The 24,378-nt window shown below is 33.9% G+C and carries 23 protein-coding genes; 18 read left to right on the top strand and 5 right to left on the bottom strand.

What is annotated here, in order from left to right; translation table 11 throughout:
* The first annotated feature begins 31 nt into the window (after positions 1 to 31).
* From RMO53_RS12140 to RMO53_RS12220, 17 genes are all read left to right on the top strand, one after another.
* Positions 32 to 430 (top strand): glyoxalase, encoded by a 399-nt coding sequence (locus RMO53_RS12140; RefSeq protein ID WP_310381128.1) that lies wholly within the window; start codon positions 32 to 34, stop codon positions 428 to 430.
* 193 nt (positions 431 to 623) lie between these two features.
* On the top strand, positions 624 to 1,337 hold the full coding sequence (locus RMO53_RS12145) for an alpha/beta fold hydrolase (RefSeq protein WP_310381130.1): 714 nt from the start codon (positions 624 to 626) through the stop codon (positions 1,335 to 1,337).
* A 60-nt stretch (positions 1,338 to 1,397) separates the two neighbouring features.
* Positions 1,398 to 2,345 carry a hypothetical protein gene (locus RMO53_RS12150; RefSeq protein WP_310381132.1) on the top strand — a complete coding sequence of 316 codons (948 nt, stop codon included), beginning with the start codon at positions 1,398 to 1,400 and terminating at the stop codon, positions 2,343 to 2,345.
* Positions 2,346 to 2,475: 130 nt separating this feature from the next.
* A complete protein-coding gene (locus RMO53_RS12155; protein WP_310381133.1) occupies positions 2,476 to 3,582 on the top strand; it encodes a carboxylate-amine ligase in 1,107 nt (368 codons plus the stop codon).
* A gap of 4 nt (positions 3,583 to 3,586) precedes the next feature.
* Positions 3,587 to 3,748 carry a hypothetical protein gene (locus RMO53_RS12160; protein WP_310381134.1) on the top strand — a complete coding sequence of 54 codons (162 nt, stop codon included), beginning with the start codon at positions 3,587 to 3,589 and terminating at the stop codon, positions 3,746 to 3,748.
* A 4-nt stretch (positions 3,749 to 3,752) separates the two neighbouring features.
* Positions 3,753 to 4,580, top strand: a complete 828-nt coding sequence (locus tag RMO53_RS12165) for a glutamine amidotransferase-related protein (protein ID WP_310381136.1) — start codon at positions 3,753 to 3,755, stop codon at positions 4,578 to 4,580.
* Positions 4,581 to 4,692: 112 nt separating this feature from the next.
* Positions 4,693 to 5,883, top strand: a complete 1,191-nt coding sequence (locus RMO53_RS12170) for a hypothetical protein (RefSeq protein WP_310381139.1) — start codon at positions 4,693 to 4,695, stop codon at positions 5,881 to 5,883.
* 499 nt (positions 5,884 to 6,382) lie between these two features.
* Complete coding sequence (locus RMO53_RS12175) at positions 6,383 to 6,946, top strand: gluconate 2-dehydrogenase subunit 3 family protein (protein ID WP_310381142.1); 564 nt, start codon at positions 6,383 to 6,385, stop codon at positions 6,944 to 6,946.
* A gap of 47 nt (positions 6,947 to 6,993) precedes the next feature.
* A complete protein-coding gene (locus RMO53_RS12180) occupies positions 6,994 to 8,697 on the top strand; it encodes a GMC family oxidoreductase (protein WP_310381145.1) in 1,704 nt (567 codons plus the stop codon).
* Between the two features lie 10 nt (positions 8,698 to 8,707).
* Complete coding sequence (locus RMO53_RS12185) at positions 8,708 to 9,868, top strand: Gfo/Idh/MocA family oxidoreductase (RefSeq protein ID WP_310381148.1); 1,161 nt, start codon at positions 8,708 to 8,710, stop codon at positions 9,866 to 9,868.
* Positions 9,869 to 9,909: 41 nt separating this feature from the next.
* Positions 9,910 to 10,962, top strand: coding sequence for a sugar phosphate isomerase/epimerase (locus tag RMO53_RS12190; RefSeq protein WP_310381151.1), 1,053 nt, complete (start codon positions 9,910 to 9,912; stop codon positions 10,960 to 10,962).
* Between the two features lie 11 nt (positions 10,963 to 10,973).
* Entirely contained in the window at positions 10,974 to 11,339 is a 366-nt protein-coding gene (locus tag RMO53_RS12195; protein ID WP_310381153.1) for a c-type cytochrome, read from the top strand.
* A 79-nt stretch (positions 11,340 to 11,418) separates the two neighbouring features.
* Positions 11,419 to 12,873 (top strand): Gfo/Idh/MocA family oxidoreductase, encoded by a 1,455-nt coding sequence (locus tag RMO53_RS12200; RefSeq protein WP_310381156.1) that lies wholly within the window; start codon positions 11,419 to 11,421, stop codon positions 12,871 to 12,873.
* 32 nt (positions 12,874 to 12,905) lie between these two features.
* Complete coding sequence (locus RMO53_RS12205; protein ID WP_310381159.1) at positions 12,906 to 13,640, top strand: DUF1080 domain-containing protein; 735 nt, start codon at positions 12,906 to 12,908, stop codon at positions 13,638 to 13,640.
* A 47-nt stretch (positions 13,641 to 13,687) separates the two neighbouring features.
* A complete protein-coding gene (locus tag RMO53_RS12210) occupies positions 13,688 to 14,926 on the top strand; it encodes a nucleoside permease (RefSeq protein WP_310381163.1) in 1,239 nt (412 codons plus the stop codon).
* 11 nt (positions 14,927 to 14,937) lie between these two features.
* Positions 14,938 to 15,831: a TIM barrel protein gene (locus RMO53_RS12215; protein ID WP_310381166.1), complete on the top strand. Its 894-nt coding sequence runs from the start codon at positions 14,938 to 14,940 to the stop codon at positions 15,829 to 15,831.
* Between the two features lie 18 nt (positions 15,832 to 15,849).
* Positions 15,850 to 16,725: a sugar phosphate isomerase/epimerase gene (locus tag RMO53_RS12220; RefSeq protein ID WP_310381169.1), complete on the top strand. Its 876-nt coding sequence runs from the start codon at positions 15,850 to 15,852 to the stop codon at positions 16,723 to 16,725.
* A 55-nt stretch (positions 16,726 to 16,780) separates the two neighbouring features.
* On the opposite strand, the gene RMO53_RS12225 is transcribed toward RMO53_RS12220, so the two are convergent.
* Positions 16,781 to 17,773: a phytanoyl-CoA dioxygenase family protein gene (locus RMO53_RS12225; RefSeq protein ID WP_310381171.1), complete on the bottom strand. Its 993-nt coding sequence runs from the start codon at positions 17,771 to 17,773 to the stop codon at positions 16,781 to 16,783.
* 156 nt (positions 17,774 to 17,929) lie between these two features.
* Between RMO53_RS12225 and RMO53_RS12230 the strand changes: the two genes are divergently transcribed.
* Positions 17,930 to 18,766, top strand: a complete 837-nt coding sequence (locus RMO53_RS12230; protein ID WP_310381175.1) for an AraC family transcriptional regulator — start codon at positions 17,930 to 17,932, stop codon at positions 18,764 to 18,766.
* Between the two features lie 14 nt (positions 18,767 to 18,780).
* Here RMO53_RS12230 and RMO53_RS12235 read toward each other — a convergent pair whose 3' ends face one another.
* The 4 genes from RMO53_RS12235 to RMO53_RS12250 all read right to left on the bottom strand — a co-directional run bounded on the left by RMO53_RS12235 (position 18,781) and on the right by RMO53_RS12250 (position 24,337).
* Positions 18,781 to 20,430, bottom strand: a complete 1,650-nt coding sequence (locus tag RMO53_RS12235) for a M1 family metallopeptidase (protein WP_310381178.1) — start codon at positions 20,428 to 20,430, stop codon at positions 18,781 to 18,783.
* Between the two features lie 127 nt (positions 20,431 to 20,557).
* Positions 20,558 to 21,772: an ATPase gene (locus tag RMO53_RS12240; protein WP_310381181.1), complete on the bottom strand. Its 1,215-nt coding sequence runs from the start codon at positions 21,770 to 21,772 to the stop codon at positions 20,558 to 20,560.
* Between the two features lie 2 nt (positions 21,773 to 21,774).
* Positions 21,775 to 23,205 carry a leucyl aminopeptidase family protein gene (locus tag RMO53_RS12245; protein WP_310381183.1) on the bottom strand — a complete coding sequence of 477 codons (1,431 nt, stop codon included), beginning with the start codon at positions 23,203 to 23,205 and terminating at the stop codon, positions 21,775 to 21,777.
* Positions 23,206 to 23,209: 4 nt separating this feature from the next.
* The gene (locus RMO53_RS12250) at positions 23,210 to 24,337 is read right to left on the bottom strand and encodes an alpha/beta hydrolase-fold protein (RefSeq protein WP_310381185.1); all 1,128 of its coding nucleotides are present in this window, start codon (positions 24,335 to 24,337) and stop codon (positions 23,210 to 23,212) included.
* Positions 24,338 to 24,378 lie beyond the last annotated feature (41 nt).

Consider the following 24,378-nt stretch of genomic DNA (forward strand, 5'->3'; position numbering starts at 1 on the left):
GTATTTTTTTTTATTTTTAAAGAAAAAAAAGATGAGCCAACGAGATGTTTTTTTAAAAGAATTTAGAGGAGAAACAATAGGGACAATTTCAAATCAATCCTCTACAGATGAACTATTTCAAAATGAAATACTTAGACCCATTTTAAAATTACAAAACGACTTATTTGTATCCTCATTTATAAATTATTTGAGTAAAAATAAAGCTGATTTTTACTCCCATTCGGTCGAAAAAAAATTAAATATTATCGAAAACTCGATTCAAAAAGATATCAAGTTCAGAAACTCTTTAAAAGGAATGATTATTGGATTATTCACCGTCGAAGAATATGAGCTTTATATAAAAAATTCCTCTAGTCTTAACAAAAGAATGATGGGTATGCTAATAGAAAGATTAAAAAGTCAAGTACAACTTTTTGAAAGAGTAGATTAGAACTTTTTTCTGATTATTTATTTTTAGTGTTTATCACAATAAATCAAATCTCAGCTCGCTTTTATCGTTTATTTTATCGTTTTGTTAATAAACAACACTTATTATAAGCATTACAGTAATAGTTTATAAAAACAGTATTGAATTGATATAAATATTGAATATTTTAATTATAATTGTTAGAAAAATTAATACAATGAAAGAAGAGTATTTCAAATGGTATTCACCAAATTTAAACAGAGATGTCGAAATGTTAGTTTTTGGACATTCAGGATATCCTGTAATTCTATTTCCAACTTCTATGGGTAGCTTTCATGAAAACAAAGATATGGGATTGATAGACTCTGCAAAATGGTTTATAGAACAAGGGTTAATTCAAATTTTTTGTCCTTCGAGTATAGATAAAGATAGTTTTTATAATAAAAATATTCATCCGTATCACCGTATTGAAAATCATACTTGGTACGATAAAATGATTTGCCATGAACTTGTAGAAAAAATAAAAAACAATACTGGTTCAGGAAAAGTTGCCCTTGCAGGTTGCAGTTTTGGTGGTTATCATGCTGCTAATTTTGCTTTTCGACATCCAGGATATGTAAGCCATATTTTTTCGATGGGTGGCGCATTTAACATTAAAAGTTTTATGGACGGCTACCACGATGAAAATGTTTTTTATAACAGTCCCGAAGATTATCTGTACGGACTAAATGACCATGAACTTTGGAATATGGATATTTGTTTGGGAACTTCAAATTGGGACATTTGTTATGATGCAAATTTAAAATTGCATAAAGTGTTAAACGATCGCGAAATTCCCCATTGGTTCGATGTGAGGCAAGACCGAGAACACGATTGGCCCGTTTGGAAAGAAATGTTTTCGCACTATTTATCAAGAATTAAGTTTTTTTAATAATCATTATAACTATGTCAAAGTTCTAAACTTTGACATAGTTTAAAAACTAAAAATAAAATGAAAAAAATTGGAATATTATTCGGGATGGAAGATACTTTTCCACAAGCATTTATTGACAGAGTAAACTCTAAAAACGAGCCGGGAATTATAGCCGAAGCCGTTTCTATCGACAAAGTAGTTCAAAATAAAGACGGCGATTATGCTGTAATTATCGACAGAATTTCGCAAGACGTTCCCTTTTACAGAGCCTATCTCAAAAACGCTGCATTAACAGGAACGAATGTCATCAACAACCCTTTTTGGTGGAGTGCAGATGATAAGTTTTTCAATAATGCATTGGCAGATACTTTAGGCGTTCCTTTACCTAACACAGTAATTCTTCCCTCGGCAGAACATCCTACAGATACAACAGGTAAATCTTTTAGAAATTTGAAATATCCAATGGATTGGGAAGGAATTTTCGATTACATTGGATTTCCAGCCTTTATGAAACCCTACGCAGGTGGAGGTTGGAAAAGTGTGTACCGATTAGAAAATAAAGAAGAATTTTGGGAAAAACACCAAGAAACTGGGCAACTTGTCATGATGTTGCAAGAAGAAATTGTTTTCACAGAATATTTCAGAGTGTATTGCCTTGGTTGCAAAGACGTGAAAATCATGCAATACGAACCAAGAAATCCACATCATTTAAGATATGTTATTGATGGACCACCAACAGATAAAAAACTATTAGCCACTGTAAAAGATTATACTCTAAGGCTTTGCAAAGGTTTGGGCTATGATTTTAATACCGTAGAATTCGCTGTACGTGATGGTATTCCGTATGCAATTGATTTTGGAAATCCTGCACCAGATGCAGAACTAACTTCTGTAGGTGCTGAAAATTTTGAATGGGTAGTCGAAGCTGCCGCAAAAATGGCAATTACTGCCGCCAAAAAACAAAAACCAGGAAAAATGAATTTGACTTGGGGCACTTTTATAAAAGATGCTGCTACTGCAAAATAAAGTCAATTATAAACGAAATACCCTAGCCCAGATAGTAGTGAAAATCCTTTTGTTTTTCATACTGAGCTTGTCGAAGTAGAATAAACAAAAGATTGAAACAAATAGCTGGATTAGCTTCAAATAAAATAAAATGAAAAAACTACCTGTTTTTACTCTTGGAGTTGAAGAAGAATACCAAATTATTGATCCTGAAACAAGAGATTTACGCTCGCATTTGTCTAAAATTGTTGATGGTGCAAAAATGATTTTGAACGAACAGGTAAAAGCCGAAATGCATCAATCTGTGGTTGAAGTGGGTACAAATATTTGTCAAAATGTTCAAGAAGCAAAAGCCGAAATTAGTTCCTTAAGAGGACATATTGTCGATTTAGCTCATAAGCAAGGGCTAATAGTAGGTGGTGCTGGAACACATCCGTTTTCAAAATGGCAAGACCAACCTATCACAGATGACCCACGTTATCACACAATTGTAAATGAATTGCAAGATGCAGCGCGTTCTAATTTAATTTTTGGAATGCATTGTCATGTAGGAATTGAAAATCGTGAAATTGGATTGCAATTAATGAATCAAGCCACCTATTTTTTACCCCATATTTTTGCGCTTTCTACCAATTCTCCTTTTTGGGAAGGAAGACAAACGGGTTATAAATCCTTTAGAACCAAAGTTTTTGATAAATTTCCAAGAACTGGTTTGCCAGAATATTTTGATAGTGTTGCTTCCTATGACAATTATTTAGATACTTTGGTAAAAACCAATTGTATCGATAATCCAAAGAAAATTTGGTGGGATTTACGTTTGCATCCGTTTTATGATACCATCGAATTTCGAATTTGTGACATGAGTTTAACAGTTGACGAAACCATGTGTATTGTAGCTATAATTCAAGCCATTGTGGCTAAATTATATAAACTAACCTTATACAATACAAGTTTTAACATCTATAGATTGGCATTGATTAAAGAAAATAAATTTCGGGCTGCACGTTACGGAATCGAAGGAAATATGATCGATTTTGGTCTCCAAAAAGAAGTAGAAACTAAAATGCTTATTGGCGAATTACTCGATTTTGTTGACGATGTTGTTGATGAATTAGGCAGTCGCGAACAAATAAACTACGTGCACACCATCATGCGAGAAGGAACTGGAGCAGACAAACAATTAGCAGTATTTGAAAAAACAAACGATTTATCAAAAGTAGTAGATTTTATTACAGGCGAATTTACTAAAGGGCTTTGATAAAGTGTTCAGTAATCAGTCCCGAAGCTTCGGGATTAGCGTTCAGTTTGAAATTGAAATTGTATTTGAAATTGATTTTGTCATTGATATTGCCATTGATATTGCCATTGCCATTGACATTGACATTGAAAAAGTTATCTTTGCATCATTAAATTGTCAAAATTAAAATAATGAGTAACCAAATAAAAATTGCCGTCTTAGATATGTACAATGGCGAACCCAATCAGGGAATGCGTTGCATTATCGAAATTATAAATAGATTCAATCAAATCGTTAGTTTTCAAGTTTTTGATGTAAGAGGAAAATCAGAATTGCCGGATATTAAAAAATTTGACATCTATATATCGACTGGTGGTCCCGGAAATCCACTAGAAGGTGACGGAAATTGGGATTTGAAATACTATGATTTTATAAATAATCTTATTTTGTGGAACAATGAAAATGCAGTAAAAAAACATGTTTTGTTTATCTGTCATTCGTTTCAAATGGCTTGCAAACACTTTGGCTTAGCCGAAATCACTAAACGAAACGACACTTCTTTTGGTGTGATGACTATTCATAAAACCAAAGAAGGAAGCAATGATCCCATTTTCGAAGGGTTAGCAGATCCGTTTTATGCCATCGATTCAAGAGATTACCAAGTGGTACAACCCAAATTAAGTGTTTTTGCCAAAAAAGGAGCCAAAATTATTTCCTTAGAAAAAATAAGAGACCACGTTCAGTACGAACGAGCAATAATGGCAGTGCGTTTTAATGAGTATTTTGTTGGCACACAATTTCACCCCGAAGCGGATCCAATAAGCTTTGTCTCGCACTTGAGAAATAAAGAGTCTAAAGAAAAAATCAGGAACATGAAAGGAAAAAGAAAGTTCAGAAACATGCTCGAAGATTTGTTAGACGATGATAAAATATACCGAACTAACGAAACATTGATTCCTAATTTTATCAGATTGGCCATTAATGATTTGTTGAAAACTAAGAAAACACTTTCGAATTAAATTAGTATTAAGTATTGAGTATTAAGTATTAAGTATTAAGTATTAAGACTAGCTCATATTAGACAAATTCATTTATCTTAATACTTAATACATTCATCTTAATACTTTTGAAATGATTGACAAACACAGACAACTTTTTAACCAAGAATTCACGGTAGAAAAATATAACAATCTATTGGATGCTATTGCTTCAGATTTTGATTATAAACCTACTTTTAGAATTGGAGAAACCCCTTTTTTTATTCCAAATAGTCTAAAAGTACAATTGCTCGAAGGTTGTCAAGATGTTATATCTTTTATTCAGAAAGATGATTTTAAAAAACTCACAAACAAAGCTTTAGAATTAAACAGGAAAGTACCTAACGAAGATAATCATACTACTTTTTTAGCAATAGATTTTGGAATTTGCGAAGAAGATGGTAAGGTAGTCCCAAAGCTTATCGAAGTACAAGGATTTCCTTCTTTGTATAATTTTCAGAATAATTTATTCGAAAAATTCCAGAATCAATATCCGTTTTTATCAGAGTTAACTCCTTTTCTAAACGGATTAACTCCCCAAGAATACCTCCAACTTATTGAGGAAGTGATCTGTAATGATTATCCAAAAGAAAATGTAATTTTACTAGAAATTGAGCCCGAAAAACAAAACACAAAAATTGATTTTTACTACTGCAATCGCGACATAGGAATTCCAATTGTTTGTGTAACCGAATTGCACCAAAAAGGGAATCAATTATTTTACACAAACAAAAAAGGAGAAGAAATTCTAGTAAAACGCATTTACAATCGGGTTATTTTTGACGAATTAGATTTGCGAACAGATTTGAAACTGAATTTTGATTTTTCTTCGGATTTAGATGTAGAATGGGCAGGACATCCCACCTGGTTTTTTAGAATTAGTAAATTTATTTTGCCTTATCTAAAAGGAAAATATTTTATAGAAACAACTTTAGTGAGTGATTTAGTTGATATTCCAAAGGATTTAGAAAATTATGTACTCAAACCGCTGTTTTCGTTTTCAGGAATTGGAGTAATTTTTAATATCCAAAAAGGAGACATCGAAGCCGTCAAAGAAAAAGATTTGTACATTTTGCAAAAAAAAGTAAATTACCTTCCTGTTGTTCAATCACCAGACGGAAAAGTAAAAGCCGAAGTTCGTATTCTAGCCGTTTGGAAAAAAAACGCCTCAGCTCCTACTCTAGTTACCAATTTAGTTCGTTTGAGTCGCGGCGAAATGGTAGGTGTAAAATTCAATAAAGACAAGGATTGGGTTGGTGGAACTGTTGGTTTGTTTGAGAGATAAAGGCGCTGGTTTAATACAATCACAAATGCTTTAATTAGAATATTCCATTTCAATACTTTCTAAACATTCTAATAAATTAAGACTCTATTTCTTATGCTTTTTTATCCGGAACTATTTTAATAAATACTTATAGCAGCATTACTCCATTTTCATAAAAATACAATTCTTATTGTTTCATATTTAAGCAATGAGTTTGTGTTTCGTCTATTTACAAATTAATTAACAAGAAAAAATTTATTATATTTTAGCTTCGAGGTCGTTTTTTATTACATTAAAAAATTTAATATTTTTTTTTATTGATTTTATAGCAATATAAAATTGTTTATTATCAAAAATCATATATAAAAATATTAAAATATTAAATTATAATAATAATATGATAATTTTCATATGCTTCGATATAAAAATTGCGATTATAATAGTAAATTTAGTAATATTGAGTTGTTTTAATAATTACACATTTAATTTAAAACAATAGACATATCTAACAATTTGACAAATGGATAGAAGAGAAGCACTTAAAAGCGTTGCGTTTTTGATTGGAAGCGCAATATCAGCAACTACAATGGGCGTTTTGTTTGAAAGTTTTACTTTGCCTGACAATGAAAAAAATAAAGTCTCGTTTTCGGGTTCTGATGAAGATATTTTAGCTGAATTCGCCGATATTATTATACCTACAACAGCTTCATCACCAGGAGCAAAAGCTGCGGGTCTTGGTCCTTTTATCCCAATGATGATTCGAGATTGTTATCCTGAAAATATGCAAGAAATTTTTGCAACTGGGCTAAAAGCGATGCAAGATAAATGTGTTAAAGATTTCAATAAAGATTTCTTAAATATGTCTGTTGCGGAACGTCAAAAACTAATGTCTAATTTAAGAGATGAGGCAATCGCCACAAATAAAGAACCTTCTTTCTTTTTGATTGCAAGAGATTTAACTCTTTTGGGATATTATTCTTCAGAAATAGGTTGTACACAAGCTCGTGAATACCTTCCTGTTCCTGGACGATATGATGGAAGTGCAGAATACAAACCCGGACAAAAAGCTTGGGCTACCAACTAATTGATTTTGGAATCTTTTGTTAAACCTATTTATAAAAAAAACTACAAGTGAATATAAATACCAATTTAAAAGAGGAAAACACCTATGATGCTATTGTAATAGGATCAGGAATTAGTGGCGGTTGGGCTGCAAAAGAACTTACCGAAAAAGGATTAAAAGTTTTGATGCTAGAGAGAGGGATGAACATTGAGCACGTTAAAGACTATGAATCGGCGATGAAAGCACCATGGGAATTTGAACACGCAGGAAAACTGACACAAGCGCAAATTGCCACGCATCCAATTCAAACAAGAGATTATCCATACAATGAAGCTACTGAAAAATGGTGGGTTAATGATCTGGAATGCCCATATACCGAAGACAAACGTTTTGACTGGTATAGAGGATTTCATGTTGGTGGTAAATCTTTAATGTGGGGTCGTCAAAGTTACCGTTTCAGCGATCCTAATTTTGAAGATAATTTAAAAGATGGGTATGGAAATGATTGGCCTATTCGCTATAAAGATATTACAAAATGGTACGATTATGTAGAAAAATTTGCAGGAATCAGTGGGCAAGCCGAAAAATGGCCTCTTTTACCAGATGGTAAGTTTTTACCACCTATGGATTTAAATTGTGTAGAAAAATCAGTCAAAGAAAGATTAGAAAAACATTATAACAAAACCCGTATTCTAACAATTGGTCGTACAGCAAACTTAACCGTACCTCATAATGGTCGTGGCAGTTGTCAATATAGAAATTCATGCAGTCGTGGTTGTCCGTTTGGAGCATATTTCAGCACCCAATCTTCTACACTGCCTGCTGCAATGGCAACCAATAGATTGACAGTACGACCCTACTCAATTGTAAATCATATCATTTATGACAAAGACACTAAAAAAGCAAAAGGAGTAATGGTTATTGATGCCGAAACAAATGAAACTATGGAGTTTTATGCCAAAATTGTCTTTGTAAATGGGTCCACTTTAGGATCAACTTTTATTTTGTTAAATTCAACTTCAGATGCACATCCAAATGGAATGGGAAATGCCAGCGGGCAATTAGGACATAATTTGATGGACCACCATTTTCGTTGTGGTGCAGAAGGAACCGCTGAAGGATTTGAGGATAAATATACATACGGAAGACGAGCCAACGGAATTTATATTCCAAGATATCAGAATGTAGGTAATGACAAAAGGGATTACTTAAGAGGTTTTGGTTATCAAGGCGGAGCAAGCCGAGGATTATGGCACAAAGAAGTTGCGGAATTGGCTTTTGGTGGTGATTTTAAAGATACCATGTCGTTACCCGCTGATTCCTGGAATATGGGATTAGGTGGTTTTGGAGAAATGTTGCCTTATTATGAAAACAAGGTTTACATTGATCATAATAAAAAAGACAAATGGGGACAACCTGTATTGGCTATTGATTGTGAGTACAAAGAGAATGAAGCAAAAATGAGGGAGGACATGATGAATGATGCAGCAGAAATGCTCGAAGCTTCAGGAATAAAAAATGTAAAAACCTATGATAATGACTGTTATCCAGGTATGGCAATTCACGAAATGGGTACAGCGAGAATGGGTAACGACCCCAAAGATTCTGTATTAAATAAATGGAATCAAATGCACGAAGTGAATAATGTATTTGTTACTGATGGTTCCTGTATGCCTTCTGTAGCTTGTCAAAATCCATCATTAACATTTATGGCTTTGACGGCTAGAGCCTGTGATTATGCAGTAAAAGAATTAAAAAAAGGAAATATTTAGGTTCATCATTATGAGAAAATTAAGAATGGGAATGGTAGGCGGTGGCCAAGATGCTTTTATAGGCGCAATTCACCGCTTAGCTGCCAATATGGATGGACTGATTGAAATAAGTTGTGGTGCATTAAGCATAAAACCTGAAATAGCTATTGCATCAGGTAAAGCCTTGTTCCTTTCAGAATCAAGAACTTATTTGACTTATCAGGAAATGATTAAAGCTGAAGCTGCATTGCCTGCTGACGAAAGAATCGATTTTGTTACTATTGTTACACCAAATTTTGCACATTTTGCACCTGCCATGATGGCTTTGGATTATGGTTTTAACGTTGTGATCGAAAAACCGATGACTTTTTCATTGGAAGAAGCAAAACTTTTGCAACAAAAAGTAGCCGAAAAAGGATTAATCCTTTGTTTAACGTATACCTACTCTGGTTATCCAATGGTCAAACAAGCCAAAGCAATGGTTAGAGATGGAAGATTGGGAAAAATTAAAAAAGTTTGGGTTGAATATCCTCAAGGATGGCTGAGTAAACTCTCCGAAAGAGAAGGTAATGCACAAGCAGCTTGGAGAACTGACCCTAAAAAATCAGGAAAGAGTTCTGTTATGGGTGACATTGGTACCCATGCAGCACATTTAGCCGAGTATATTACTGGAGCTAAAATTACGGATGTTTGTGCCGAATTAAACACCTTAGTCGAAGGTAGAATCATGGATGATGATGGAGCGGTATTATTGAAATTTGATAATGGTTCGAAAGGGGTTTTAATGGCTTCTCAAGTAGCTGCTGGCGAAGAAAATGCATTAAAATTAAGAGTTTATGGCGAAAAAGGCGGAATCGAATGGTTACAACATGATCCAAACACATTAATGGTTAGATGGTTAGATGAACCCACTCAGATTTTAAGAGCAGGAACTAATTATGCAAATTTATCTACTTTTGCAACACACAATTGCAGAACTCCTGGCGGACATCCAGAAGGCTATTTAGAAGCATTTGCTAATATTTACCGCAATTTTGCCCTAACACTAGGATGTAAATTAGATGGTACAGTACCCACTCCAGAAATGTTAGATTTCCCAACCGTCGAAGATGGAATTCGTGGAATGGCATTTATTGATAACGTAGTTGCATCATCCCAATCTGATAAAAAATGGACTCCTTATGTTTTGTAACAAAACTAGGATTTCATAAAATTTTTTAGACAAAATATAATATGACAACAATACAAGGACCTGCAGTATTTTTAGCACAGTTTATTAGCGATAAAGCCCCTTTTAATTCCTTAGAAGGTATTTGTAAATGGGCTGCAGATTTAGGTTTTAAAGGTATTCAAATGCCGACATTAGATACTCGATTCATCGATTTACAAAAAGCTGCAGAAAGTAAAACATATACAGATGAACTGAAAGGTAAAATTGCTTCATACGGTTTAGAAATAACGGAATTATCAACACATTTACAAGGTCAGTTGGTTGCGGTTCATCCAGCCTATGATGATTTTTTTGATGCATTTGCTCCTGTTAACGTTCATGGAAATTCAAAAGCAAGACAGGAATGGGCTGTGCAACAATTGAAATATGCTGCAAAAGCCTCTCAAAATTTAGGATTAAATGCACATGCAACATTTAGTGGTTCTTTACTTTGGCAATATTTTCATCCTTGGCCTCAAAGACCAGCGGGTTTAGTAGAAGACGGTTTTGCAGAATTGGCTAAACGTTGGCTTCCTATTTTAAATGAGTTTGATCAAAATGGAATCAATCTTTGCTATGAAATTCACCCAGGAGAAGATTTATTTGACGGAGAAACTTATGAAATGTTCTTGAAAGCTGTAAATAATCATTCTAGAGCCTGTATTTTATATGATCCATCCCATTTTGTATTGCAACAATTAGACTACATACAATATATTGATTTTTATCACGAACGAATCAAAGCCTTTCATGTAAAGGATGCCGAGTTTAATCCAACGGGAAAGCAAGGAACTTTTGGAGGATATCAAAGTTGGATAAACCGTGCGGGACGCTATCGCTCTCTTGGAGATGGTCAAATTGATTTTAAAACGATTTTCAGCAAATTGGCACAATATGATTTTAACGGCTGGGCGGTTATGGAATGGGAATGTTGTCTTAAAAATCAAGAAGATGGAGCCCGTGAAGGTTCAGAATTTATTAAAAAACACATCATTAAAGTGACCGATAAAGCTTTTGATGATTTTGCAGCTGTAGCAACAAATACAGAATTTAACAGAAAAAATTTAGGATTATAAATATAAAAAAAATGAAAATTACATACTTAATTTTAGGCGTTACGTTGATTGCTTTAACTTCTTTTACTAGAGAAAACTTTAATGTAAATTACGAAAAAAAAATGACTCCAACCGAACAAACTTCGGATGGAGAAAAATTAATTTCAAAAATGGATTGTGTTGGCTGCCATAAATTAGACAAAAAATTAATTGGTCCATCTTATTTAGATATTGCAAAAAAATATCCATTGAATGAAAAAAACATTAATTATCTAACTAATAAAATAATGAAAGGTGGTTCCGGTGTTTGGGGTAATATTCCTATGGCAGCGCATGCTTCGTTAAAAAAAGATGATGCTAAATCTATTGCAAAATATATCTTATCATTAAAAAAATGATAAAAAAGTATATATTTATCAAATAGTTAAAGATGCTTATTTATTTATAGTTTTAATTTATTAATTCAATTAACCTTAAATGAAAAAAGAAGAAGTTGATAAAATTACGAATAACCGTCGTGATTTTATAAAAACAACAACTGCTGCTGCAGCGGCATTTATGATTATTCCTCGCCATGTTTTGGGCAGAGGTTTTGTTGCACCCAGTGATCGCTTGTCAATTGCCAGCATAGGCATTGGCGGAAAAGGAAAATCTGATATTGCAATGTTTGCTAAAAGCGGAAAAGCCGATATTTCATTTTTATGCGATGTTGACACTAGAAGAGCAGCCACAAGTGTAAATGCATTTCCAAAAGCAAAATTTTATAAGGATTGGCGAGAAATGTTGGAAAAAGAACATAAAAACTTCGATGCCGTTTCAGTTTCTACACCAGATCATAATCACGCTATTCAAGCACTTTCTGCAATGCAATTAGGAAAACATGTGTATGTTCAAAAACCAATTGCTCATGATATTTATGAAGCTCGAATTTTGACCGAAGCCGCCAAAAAATATAAAGTAGTAACCCAAATGGGAAATCAAGGTGCCTCAAATGATGGTACCCGAATAATGAAAGAATGGTATGAAGCGGGTTTAATTGGAGACGTTCATACTATTCACGCTTGGACAGATCGTCCAGTTTGGCCTCAAGGGATTCCTTGGTATACCAATAAAGCCGAAATTCCAAAAGAATTAGATTGGGATTTATGGTTAGGAACTGCGCCTCATAAAGACTATGTAAATAAACTAGTGCCCTTTAACTGGCGCGGATGGTGGGATTTTGGAACAGGTGCTCTAGGTGATATGGGTTGTCATTTACTTGAGACTCCCTTTAGTGTATTAAACTTACAATATGCCAAAGATGTACAATGTAGTGTTGGTTCTGTTTATGTAGATGAATTTCAAAGAGGTTATTTCCCTGAGAGTTGTCCTCCTTCAAGTCATGTGACTTTAACATTTCCTAAAACGGAAAAAACAAACGGAGATGTCAAAGTACATTGGATGGATGGAGGAATTCAACCTGAAAGACCAACAGAATTAGGTCCGAATGAAATCTTTGGAGATGGCGGAAACGGTACATTATTTACTGGGACAAAAGGGAAAATGATGTGTGACACCTATGGTTTAAATCCTCGCTTGCTTCCCCTTAGCAAAAATGAAAATATCAATATTGCTCAAAAATATGAAAGAGTAATCGACGGTTCAGAAGGTCATTACAAACAATGGATTGAGGCTGCAATTGCAGGTTATGGAAAAAAACAATTAAGTTCCTCTTTCGAAATAGCGGGTCCTTTAACCGAAGCTTTATTAATCGCTAATCTCGCCATTAGAGGGTATGATATAAAAAAGGAAGAACTTGGAGAAGAAGTCTATCCTGGACGTTCTGTGAAATTATTGTGGGATAACAACACAATGAAAATTACAAATTTTGATGAAGTAAATCAGTTTGTAAAGAGAGAGTATCGTCAAGGTTGGAGAGCATTGACTTTGTAAAATAAAAAATATAAATAATAAAAACACTAAAGATGATTAAAAATATTTTTACCTCATTAATTCTAATAATATCAATGATTCAATTCGTACATTCCCAAACGATACCCAAAGGGTTTAAATCAATATTTGATGGAAAAAGTACATCTGGATGGCATACTTACGGAAAAACAACTGCCGGTTCTGGTTGGAAAGTAGAAGATGGTGTATTGCATTTTGATCCTGTTGCTGCTCAAAACGGTCAGGGCGGAGATCTTGTAACTGATGTTGAATATCAGAATTTTCATTTAAAATTGGAATGGAAAGTAGCACCAAATTCAAACAGTGGTATTATTTTTTATATAAATGAGGATTTGACAAAATTCAAAAACACCTATGAAACTGGATTGGAAATGCAAGTATTAGACAATGATGGTCACCCAGATGGAAAAATTGAAAAACACAGAGCAGGTGATTTATATGATTTAATAAAAAGCACATCTGAACCTGTCAAGCCAGTTGGAGAATGGAATTCAGTAGATTTAGTATGTAAATTCGGAAAACTTACAATGTTACTCAACGGGGTGAAAGTTGTAGAAACAACACTTTGGGATGCAAATTTTAAAAATTTGGTGGCAGGAAGTAAATTTGCAACTTGGTCAGGTTTCGCAGCATTCAAAAAAGGGAAAATAGCTCTACAAGATCATGGAGATAAAGTTTCGTACAGAAACATTATGATAAAAGAATGGAATACTATGAAAATTACAACAGGTTGTGAAGCCGGGATGTAATTATAGAAATAACAATTAACCAAAAAAATAATAAACCAAATATAAATATGAATACAACTATCCGAATTAAATTATCCATAATGATGTTCCTGGAGTTTTTTATTTGGGGTGCTTGGTTTGTCACCCTCGGAACTTTTCTGGGAAATAACCTCAAAGCTTCTGGCTCGGAAACTGCAGCTATTTTTTCGACTCAATCTTGGGGTGCTATTATTGCACCTTTTATAGTTGGTTTGATTGCAGATCGTTATTTTAATGCGGAAAAAATTTTAGGAATGTTACATTTAATTGGCGCCTTTTTAATGTACCAAATGTACCAGTCGGAAGAGGTTGGAATATTCTACACCTATGCTTTAAGTTATATGATTTTATATATGCCAACATTAGCATTAGTAAATTCAGTTTCTTTTAATCAAATGAAAAATCCCGAAAAAGAGTTTGCCAAAATTAGAGTTTGGGGCACAATTGGCTGGATTTTAGCAGGATTGTCTATTAGTTTCATTTTCCATTGGGATGCTGCCGAGGCTGTTTCCGAAGGATTGCTTAAAAACACCTTCCTTTTAGCAGGAACAGGAGCTTTGATTTTAGGAATATTTAGTTTTACATTGCCTAAAACACTACCAAAAGTAACTGACGAAAAAATTAAAATTGGAGATATTTTAGGTCTTGATGCTTTAATGCTTTTGAAAGATAAAAACTTTGCTATATTTTTTATATCCTCTATTCTTATTTGTATTCCTCTTGCTTTTTATTATCAAAACGCACATCCATTTTTAACAGAAGCCGGAGTAGAAAATCCTACAGGAAAAATGGCAATTGGTCAAATATCCGAAGCCTTATTTTTATTATTGATTCCTGTATTTTTTACCTGTTTTGGTTTCAAGAAAACAATCTTGGTTGGAATGTTTGCATGGGTAATTCGTTATGTTTTATTTGCTTATGGTAATGGAGATGATTTAAGTTTTATGCTTATTCTAGGGATTGCATTACACGGTATTTGTTATGATTTCTTTTTTGTTTCGGGTCAAATTTATACCAACTCAAAAGCAGGAGAAAAATATAAAAGTGCTGCTCAAGGTCTAATCACATTAGCTACTTATGGAGTTGGTATGTTGATAGGTTTTGCTGTTGCAGGTTGGATAACGGATAATTATAAATTATTAGATGGCACTATAAATTGGGAAATGGTTTGGGGAATTCCAGCCGGAATTGCCTTGTCAGTACTACTGATTTTTGCACTTTTATTCAATGAAAAAAACAAATCAGAAGAAACATCTTCTGCTGTATAAAACTATAAAAAATGAGTATTAATCTAAATAGAAGATCTGCAATAAAAGGAATACTAGCTGGAACAGCAGCGATAGGAATTCCTTCTGGATTTTCTGCTTTGGCTATGCCAAAAAATGAAACAGAAACACAATTGGGTAAATTAAAAGGGAACATAAATCACTCCGTTTCACGCTGGTGTTTTAGTAGTATTGATATAGAAACACTGTGCATTGAAGCAAAAAAAATGGGGATTACTGGTATAGATTTAGTAGGCCCAGAATCTTGGCCTACATTGAAAAAATATGATTTAGTTTCTACAATGTGTAACGGTGCAGAAATAAATCTAGTCGATGGTTTCAATGATATTAAATTTCATGAAACACTGCTAAATAAGTATACTGAAATGATTCCAATGGTGGCCGAAGCTGGTTACAAAAATCTAATTTGTTTTAGCGGCAGCCGAAGAGGAAAAACAGATGAAGAAGGTTGGGATAATTGTGTCATTGGTTTACAAAAACTAATTCCTTTGGCTGAAAAACACAATGTAATATTAGTGATGGAATTGCTAAACAGTAAAATAGACCATAAAGATTATCAATGTGACAGAACATCTTGGGGAGTAGAATTAGCAAAACGTTTGAACTCCGAAAATTTTAAACTTCTTTATGATATTTATCACATGCAAATTGACGAAGGAGATGTAATTAGAAATATTAGAGATAACCATCAATATATTGCACATTTTCATACGGCAGGTGTTCCAGGACGTAATGAAATTGATAGTACACAGGAATTAAATTATGTAGCAATAATGAAATCAATTGCAAAAACTGGTTTCAAAGGTTTTGTTGGGCAAGAATTTATTCCAAAAAATCCAGACAAACTAACTTCATTGAAACAAGCAATTGCAATTTGTGATATTTAACTAATTAAAAAATAAACCATGATAAAAAGAAGAGATTTTTTAATTAATACTGGTTTAGCATTAGGTGCACTAACCATTGCTCCTTCCTTTGCTTTTAACTCAAAAAAGAATGCTATCGGAATTCAATTGTGGACACTACGTGAAACTTTACCAAAAGATGTCAAAGGAGTTTTGGAACAGATTAGTAAAGCTGGATTTTCAGAAGTAGAAACTTTTGGGTTTTCTCTAAAGAATGGATTTTTTGGTACTTCGGTTCATGATTTTAAATCAATGCTTGACGACAATGGTTTAAAAGCTACGAGTAATCATTTCGATTTTAATTCTATAATCAAAGATGGCAATACAGATCTTATAAAATCATACATAGAAACAGCGAAGCATCTCGAAAGCGAATATGTAACAATACCTTATATAGTTTCAGAATTAAGAGGAACAAGTGGAGATGATTACAAAAAACTAGCGCTACAAATAAATAAAATGGGTGAACTCTGTAAAGCTCAAGGTTTAAAATTAGCGTATCACAATCATGCTTTTGAATTCACCAAGTTTGGATCAACAAATGGATACGAGATTTTATTAAATGAAACCGATAAAAACGTAGTGGATTTTGAAATGGATTTATATTGGGTAGTTCGTGCGGGATATAATCCATTACAATTATTTAAGGAACATCCTGGACGTTTCACTATGTGGCATGTGAAAGATATGGATAAATTAAATCCAGATTTTAATGCTGAAATTGGAACTGGTTCGATTGATTTTAAAACTATTTTTAATCAAGCTAAACTTTCTGGAATGAAACGTTTCTTTTTAGAACATGAATCTAATTACAAACCCAATCCAATTGAATCTGCAGCGCTAAGTTACAAGTACATCAAAAATAACTTGCTATAATATTCTAGGAAATTGGGTTATATAAAAAAAGGAATCCTAAACATCCCCTTTTTCATTACCAATGAGTAAGTCCTAATAATTTTTCTCCAAGTGTGGTCAACTCAGCTGTTTTATATTTAGTTTGTTCCCAATTTCTTGGGTCACCAGGAAATGCATAACCTTCGGGCGCGATGCGGTTTCTCCATGAATTTACTCGCCATTGGCGTAGTGCTTCGTTATCTTCTTCCGCAGGCATCATTGATATGTATTGCGCCATTCTTACTTTGTCTTTTGTAATATTGGGGCGAATGCCGTGCGGTTGCGTACTATTGAAAATCAATAAATCACCAGCGTTCATTTTTACTTTTACAAATTTATCTTCAAGACCAGTTACATCAGGTTTAAAGCGGTTTCTGTCTTCGGGTTGTGTTATTTTCCAAGTATCATAATTACGATACAAATCAGGAATACATTGAAAACCACCCATATTTGGATCTGTTTGGTCAGCGAGAGCAAGAACACCTTGCACGTTTTGTGGTTTCGTTTCTGGGTCATAATCCCAATGAATGAATCCTTTGAAATCATAATCAGGTCTAATGGGTAAATTGAGGTTGGCTCTGTCAATGGTTACCCATAATTTTTCGGTTCCCCAAATATCTACAAACGCATCATATACTTTTTGCATTTGGCGATTATCCCACTGGTATTGATGGTTGTAAACTTCAACCATGCCGCTGTTAGTTAGCTCTTTCATTTGCATTTCGGCTCTTGGTGGTGCATACCAAGTTGCCGAATCATCTTGATCTTTTTCTTCAAATTCCCATAAAAAGTCAGCCATTTTTTTAGCATTTGCTTTTGGTACCGCATTTTTTATTACAATATATCCATTCTCAATCCAAAATTTCCAGTCTTCCTCGGTAAGCAAACGCAACGGTTTTCCGTTAGAACGATCGTTTAATTTTGAGATGCTCGATGTTGATGTTGATGGATTTCCAGGAATATCCTTATGGACATTATTTGCAACCATTGTTGGAGTCATTGTAGGTGTCATAGATTTATTCATTTCCATTATTTAAATATTTAGTGTTATTAATAATTCAAAATTAGAAAAAGGTAAAATGCTAAACTTCCACAAAAATTACTATAATTTGTACAATATTGATTTTTTTAGTACTTTTAAATATGTTTATGTACATTTTTGAACAATTCCAAAATTAATATTGATGTGAAAATAGTTTTTGAAGATATAAAACGATTAGCGGGAAGTTCCTTTAGAATATTGGTAAATCCAAAACTGAATGATTTTTATTATTGGCATTTTCATCCTGAATTTGAATTGACTTTTATAGTTGCACCAATCGGAACATTGAGAATAGGAAATTATGTTGGCAATTTTGAAGGAAGTGATTTGGTTTTTATAGGTTCCAATATTCCACATTTGAATTTTGATTATGGTATTAAAACCGAGTATGAAAAAGTAGTTTTGCAGATAAAGGAAGATTTTTTCAAAAATGATTTTATTGCAACACCAGAATTAGCTTCAATTTATGAACTATTTGAAAACTCAAAAAGGGTAGTTTGTTTTCAGGGTGAGATTAAAGAAAAAGTTGGAAAAAGACTTCAAGCAATACATTTGTTAACTCACTTTGAGCAATTTATAGAAGTATTGTCTTTATTCCAGATTTTGGCAACCACAGCAGAAATGACACTTTTGCACGATGAACCATTTGAAAACTTATACAATAACAAAGAGCAATTGCGATTAAAAGTGGTTTATAAATTTATCGAAAACAACTATCAAAGAGCGATTTCTATTGAGGAAATTTCAAAACTAACAAATTTATCCATGGCTGCTTTTTGTCGCTATTTCAAGAAAATGACACGATTAACTTTTACGGAATTCTTGAATCAATACCGTATTGAGCAAGCTAAAAGACTTTTGAAAAGTGATAAAAATGTAACCGAAACTTGCTACGATTGTGGTTTTGAAAGTTTGTCCTACTTTAATAGAGTTTTCAAAAAAGTGGTGGGCAAAAACCCGATTCAGTTTAAGAAAAAGTAGTTTTAATTCAATGTTTAGTTGTTATTAATCACATTAACATAAAAATTATTGTCTACTTCTACTTTTAAATCTTTTGCAGATTGTGGTAAATTAGTCCATTCTGCTTGAGGTTTCAGCCATTGTTCTTTTCCGTTCAGCGTAACTTTTACAGGAATCGTAAAACCAGGAACACAATTTGTCCAGCGATACCAAAGCGTATTGCCCTTGAATTTATATTCGAAAGTTGGAATTCTAATGTCTCTTAAATATTGTCCAAAAAACGGGGCTAAATCAAGTCCAACCTTTTGACTTATATAATCTTCAATTTGTTTAGTGGTAACGGTTTGGTGGTAAAAAGTGCTGTTCAAACCTCTTAAAATCGTTCTCCATTTCTCGTCATCATTCACGATTTGGCGTAATGTATGCAGCATATTGGCACCTTTATTATACAAATCCGCACCTTCCCTATTGACATCATATTTTCCAATCATCTGTTTTTTATTCTGGATTCCCTTTCGCTGTCCACGTACATATTCAGCTCCAGCTTCTTTTCCAAAATAATATTCCACAAAAAGATTTTCGGAATAGGTAGTGAAACTCTCGTGAATCCACATATCAGCGATGTCTTTGTAGGTAATATTATTCGCAAACCATTCGTGTCCTGATTCGTGAATAATAATATAATCGAATTTTGATCCCCAACCAGAACCGCTTCTATCTTTTCCTAAATAGCCGTTTTGATAGCCGTTACCATACGTAACACTGCTTTGGTGTTCCATTCCTAAATACGGAGCTTCGACTAATTTGTAACCGTCATCATAAAAAGGATAGGGTCCAAACCAATTTTCGAAAGCTTTCAACATTCGTGGAACTTCTTTAAATTGTATTTTTGCTTTTTCCAAATTGTCTCTCAATACATAATAATCGCAATCCAAATCGCCATTTTCGCCTTTATAAACTTCGGAAAAGGAAACATAATCGCCTATGTTAATGTTTACACCATAATTATTGATAGGATTTGATATGTACCAATTGAACGTTCTAGTTCCATCCTTTAAATCAATTACGCTTTGCAAACGACCGTTGGATACATCCGTTAAATTCTTGGGAACATTCACACTGATGAGCATATCGTCTACTTCATCGTACATATGATCTTTGTTTGGCCACCAAACACTGGCGCCTAATCCTTGACAACTCGAAGCAATAAAAGGTTTTCCATTGGCGTCTTTTTTCCAAGTAATTCCTCCGTCCCAAGGCGGATTCACTGCAATTTTAGGTTTTCCACCATAAAAAACGATGAGTTCTTTTATTTCTCCCGGATTTTGTGGTACAACTAAATCAATATAAAACACACTAGCGTCTCTTTGATATTTTAGTTCCTTTCCGTCCTGAATTACTTTGGAGATTTTCAAGGGTTCTTGAAGATCAATTTGCATTCGATTAGATTTAGTCAAAACTTGATAACGAATGGTATTTGAACCCGTAATCGTGCTGTCGGCAGGATTTACCTTGATTTCAAGATGGTAATATTTCACGTCCCACCAAGCTCTTTCCTTGGTAATACTTCCGCGAAGAGTGTCTTGTCTGGTGAAAACTTCTTGTTTATCTCCAAGAAGTCCTTGTGCATTCGAGCTATTGGAAATAAGAAATGCAATAAAAACAATGCTTAGATATTTGTTCATGAAATATTTTTTAATTTATCGACAAAATAATAGTAGGCAATTTGCAACACTGACGAAGGAAGAATCTCATCTTGATGCTCACGTTTGTAGAGATTCTTCCTTCGTCAGAATGACAAAACACAGCCTATTAATGCAACTTATCTACTTTCTTTTGCTCCACTACAGTAGCAAAATCAGAGGTTAAACGTTTGGCATAATCGTCCAATAATTCTAAAACACGTTCACTCGAATCGGATTTTACGATTAAACCAGCGTGATAATCTAAAGGTACTCTGAAACAAACTTCAGGATCCGAAAACGAAGACAAATCTGGATGTTGAAATTTCGACAAAGTCAACACAATTCCGGCATAACCTTTTTTTACTTTTGGCAAAGTATATTTAGTTCCTTTTGCCAAAGAATCTTCAATAGCTGCCCATGCTGCCCAAAGGTTGATATTCGAAGCTTCGGCAACCATTTCGGCAAGATGTGCGCCACCAACTCGGGAAGATGTTTCCAGAAAATAGATTTTCCCGTTATCGTTGCATTTAATATATTCTGAATGTGCGGCTCCGTGTTTTAATCCAAAACCTTTGATAACCTGCTCATTTACAGCTTTTATAGCAACATCATCCTCAGAATCATAGAGAATATTAGCAGAACGAAAAATTCCTCCACCTTGCGAAATCTCCATTGGCGTTGTCAAGTATTTTGATGTAATACTGAACAGGACTTTGCCATTCAAAACCAAACTATCACAATGATACACATCGCCAGGACGAAATTGTTCCAGCAAATATTTGAAGCGATTATTCCCCATTTCGTTAATGTGAATCCACAAACTTTCCTTGTCATAAACTTTGATTATCCCAGATGCGGATGCTTCGGAACGTGGTTTCAGAACCCACGGTGGCAAAATTGTGTCTGCGAATGTATTGATGTCGTGATCATTAAATAAGGAACAAAAATTGGGATTCGAAATTCCGCAACTTTTGGCTCTCATTCGCATCGCCAATTTATCTCTAAAATAGCGACCTGTGGTTTGTCCCATTCCTTCAATTCTTATGTTTTCACGCAGATAAGTTGCTTTCTCAACATCGAAGTCATCCAAGGCTACAATGGCATCAATTTTATTGGTTTTCATCAAATTGCCAACTCCAAGTAACAAATGCTCTAAATTCCAATCCGTATCTTGTCCAGCCATATAGAAAACTTCGTCAATGTGATCAAAAGGCCAAGGTTTATCTCGTAATTTTTCGCTGGTGATTAAATAGACTTTGTTGCCAAGACTTTTTAAATGAATTAAAAAATCAGACCCTTTAAAATAATTCGAAATGCAGATGAAAGTTTTAGAGTTTTCCATAGTTATAAATTTTCAATGAATTTAGTTAATAAATGAACACCATAAGCTGTTGCGTGTTTGCTTTTTGCAAATTCATCATCGCCAAAAGCAACTCCTGCTATGTCAAGATGCGCCCAGGCTTTGTGTTCTTCAGTAAAATATTCCAAAAATTTTGCTGCCGAAATAGCTCCAGCAAAAGGTTTTCCGCTGTAATTTTTCACATCGGCAATGTCACTTTCGATATCTGATTTGTAAGAATCCCAAAGTGGCAATTGCCAAAGTCTTTCCCCGATAGCGTCTCCAGATTCTTGCAATTTCTTTGAAATAGCTTCATTATTAGTAAACAAAGCGGCACATTCGTAACCAAAAGTTCCAACTGCACTTCCTGTTAAGGTGGCAATATCAACAATATACTCGGGTTTAAAATTTTTGATTAAATACGACAATCCATCAGCTAAAATCAATCGACCTTCGGCATCCGTATCAATAATTTCTATCGAATGACCTGCATAAGAATGAATGACATCACTTGGTAAAAACGATTTAGAATCCACCGAGTTTTCGGCACAAGGCACAATTGCCGTAACTTTTACAGGTAATTTTAAATCCGAAATTAATTGCATTGCTCCAAAAACTGCTGCACCGCCAGCCATATCGCATTTCATGTGTACCATTCCTGCAGTTTTAATATTCAATCCACCGGTGTCAAAAGTGATTCCTTTTCCTACTAAACCTACATGCTTTGTTTTAGCATTTGCATTTTTGGGATAATAATTCATAATAACAAATTGTGGCTCGTTTTCGCTTCCTTTTCCAACGGATAAAAATGCGCCTAACCCTGCTTTTTTTGATGCTTCGAAACCTAAAGTCTCCACCTCAAAACCGAACTTTTTTCCAGTTTCGTTTGCCCAATTAGACAGGTATTTTGGCGTAACAACATTGGGAGGCAAATCCACCAGATTTAGAATTTCGAGTTGTGCTTTAGCAATTTTTAATGCTTTGTTTGTTGTTTCAATAAAATCATTTTTGGACAGAATTGACAATTCAAAATCGTCATTTAAAAACGGATGTTTATCTGTTTTTTTGAAATGTCCTAAATCATAGGTTCCTAACAATAGTCCAGAAATAGTAGCTTCAACCTGTTCAACCGTGAATTGTTCTGGTAGAACCAAAGCCACTGTTGTTCCTAATAAATCTTTTTGTTTGGCGGAAATTCTTCGGAAAGTAGTTTTCAGTGATTTATAATCTATGGCTGCACCTAAACCAATAAATATATGAGTACAATCGTATTTTTCGACCACATAATGAGTGTCTTTTTTTCCGTAGAAAACTTTTGAATGAACTGAAATTCCATGGAATTCAATGGGAACCAAACTTTTTGCATATGTTTCGAATACAGGAATTAAGATAGTTCCTGAAAATCCTTCAAGGTTTTGAATTGTATTTGTTTTCATGCGTTTATGCTTTTGAATTAAAAAATAGCCATTCAATTGCCTTTGGAAATTCGTCGCTCCAATAGGTTTCGTTGTGCTTTCCTTCTAAATTGATACTCAAATTGATTTTCATTTTGTCTTTGACAAATTCGCTTGCAATTATATTTTTTCTAAAAGTTTTCACGTGTTCAATCATCGTTTCACTTTCGTGACCACCAGCGTACAAATATATCTTGGTGTCTTCAGTTTTTTCGGAATCAATCGTTAATTTTGGAACAACCCAAAGTGAAGGCGAAAAAATCATCAATTTCCCGTAGATTTCAGGATACATTAATCCACTAAAAACACTGATTAAACCACCCATAGAACTTCCACCAATTCCTGTAAATTCTCGTTCTTTTTTAGTTCTGAAATTGCTATCAACAAAAGGTTTCAAAGTTTCGGTAACAAATTTTATATATTGTTTGCCTTGCCCTTTTCCGAGTACTGTTTTGCCAACATTGTATTCCTTGATACGGTCTTTTTCAGCATGTTCTATGGCAATAATGATGATTTTTCCAATTTTATACTCAGCCATAACTGCGAGTTTTTTATCAATTTCCCAATTGCCGTAAGGCGCTTTTTCATTGAATAAATTTTGTGCATCCTGCAAATACATTACAGGATAACTTTCGCTAGACGAATCATAATCGTGCGGAAGTAACGCCCAAATTTTTCTGGTTTTATTGAGTTGCGGAATTTCAAATTCGTCTGAAATTAGTAACACTTGAGGTAAAAAAGATTGTTTGAAAGGCAACCAATTTTTTCTCCATCGCGCCACGTATTCGTTTAAAATTCCCGAATTTTTTGTGGTTGTACGATTCTCAGTTCGGTTTCCAAGTGTGTCTATTTCAACTTCACTCCAATCCCCTTTTGTAAATTTATATAAAAGCTCTTTTGGATAATCAAAATTCGGCGCAAATTCAAAACGATAGGAATCAGTCCCAATTTTTTGCATCATAAAATCCTTGTCCTGTGTTCTCCAATTATTAAAATTACCTGAAATATATACTGGTCTGGCATCATCTTCATCTGTTTTCAAAAGGATTTGGAGCCCGTTTTTTGTTTTTGGATTATTTAATTCTTGCGTAATTGTAGTATTCTCTGAATTCATCTCTTGCATTAAATGTGTTGTAATTTCTAATAAAAAGTAAA

It is taken from the genome of Flavobacterium sp., from assembly GCF_031409475.1.
Taxonomy (GTDB): Bacteria; Bacteroidota; Bacteroidia; order Flavobacteriales; family Flavobacteriaceae; genus Flavobacterium.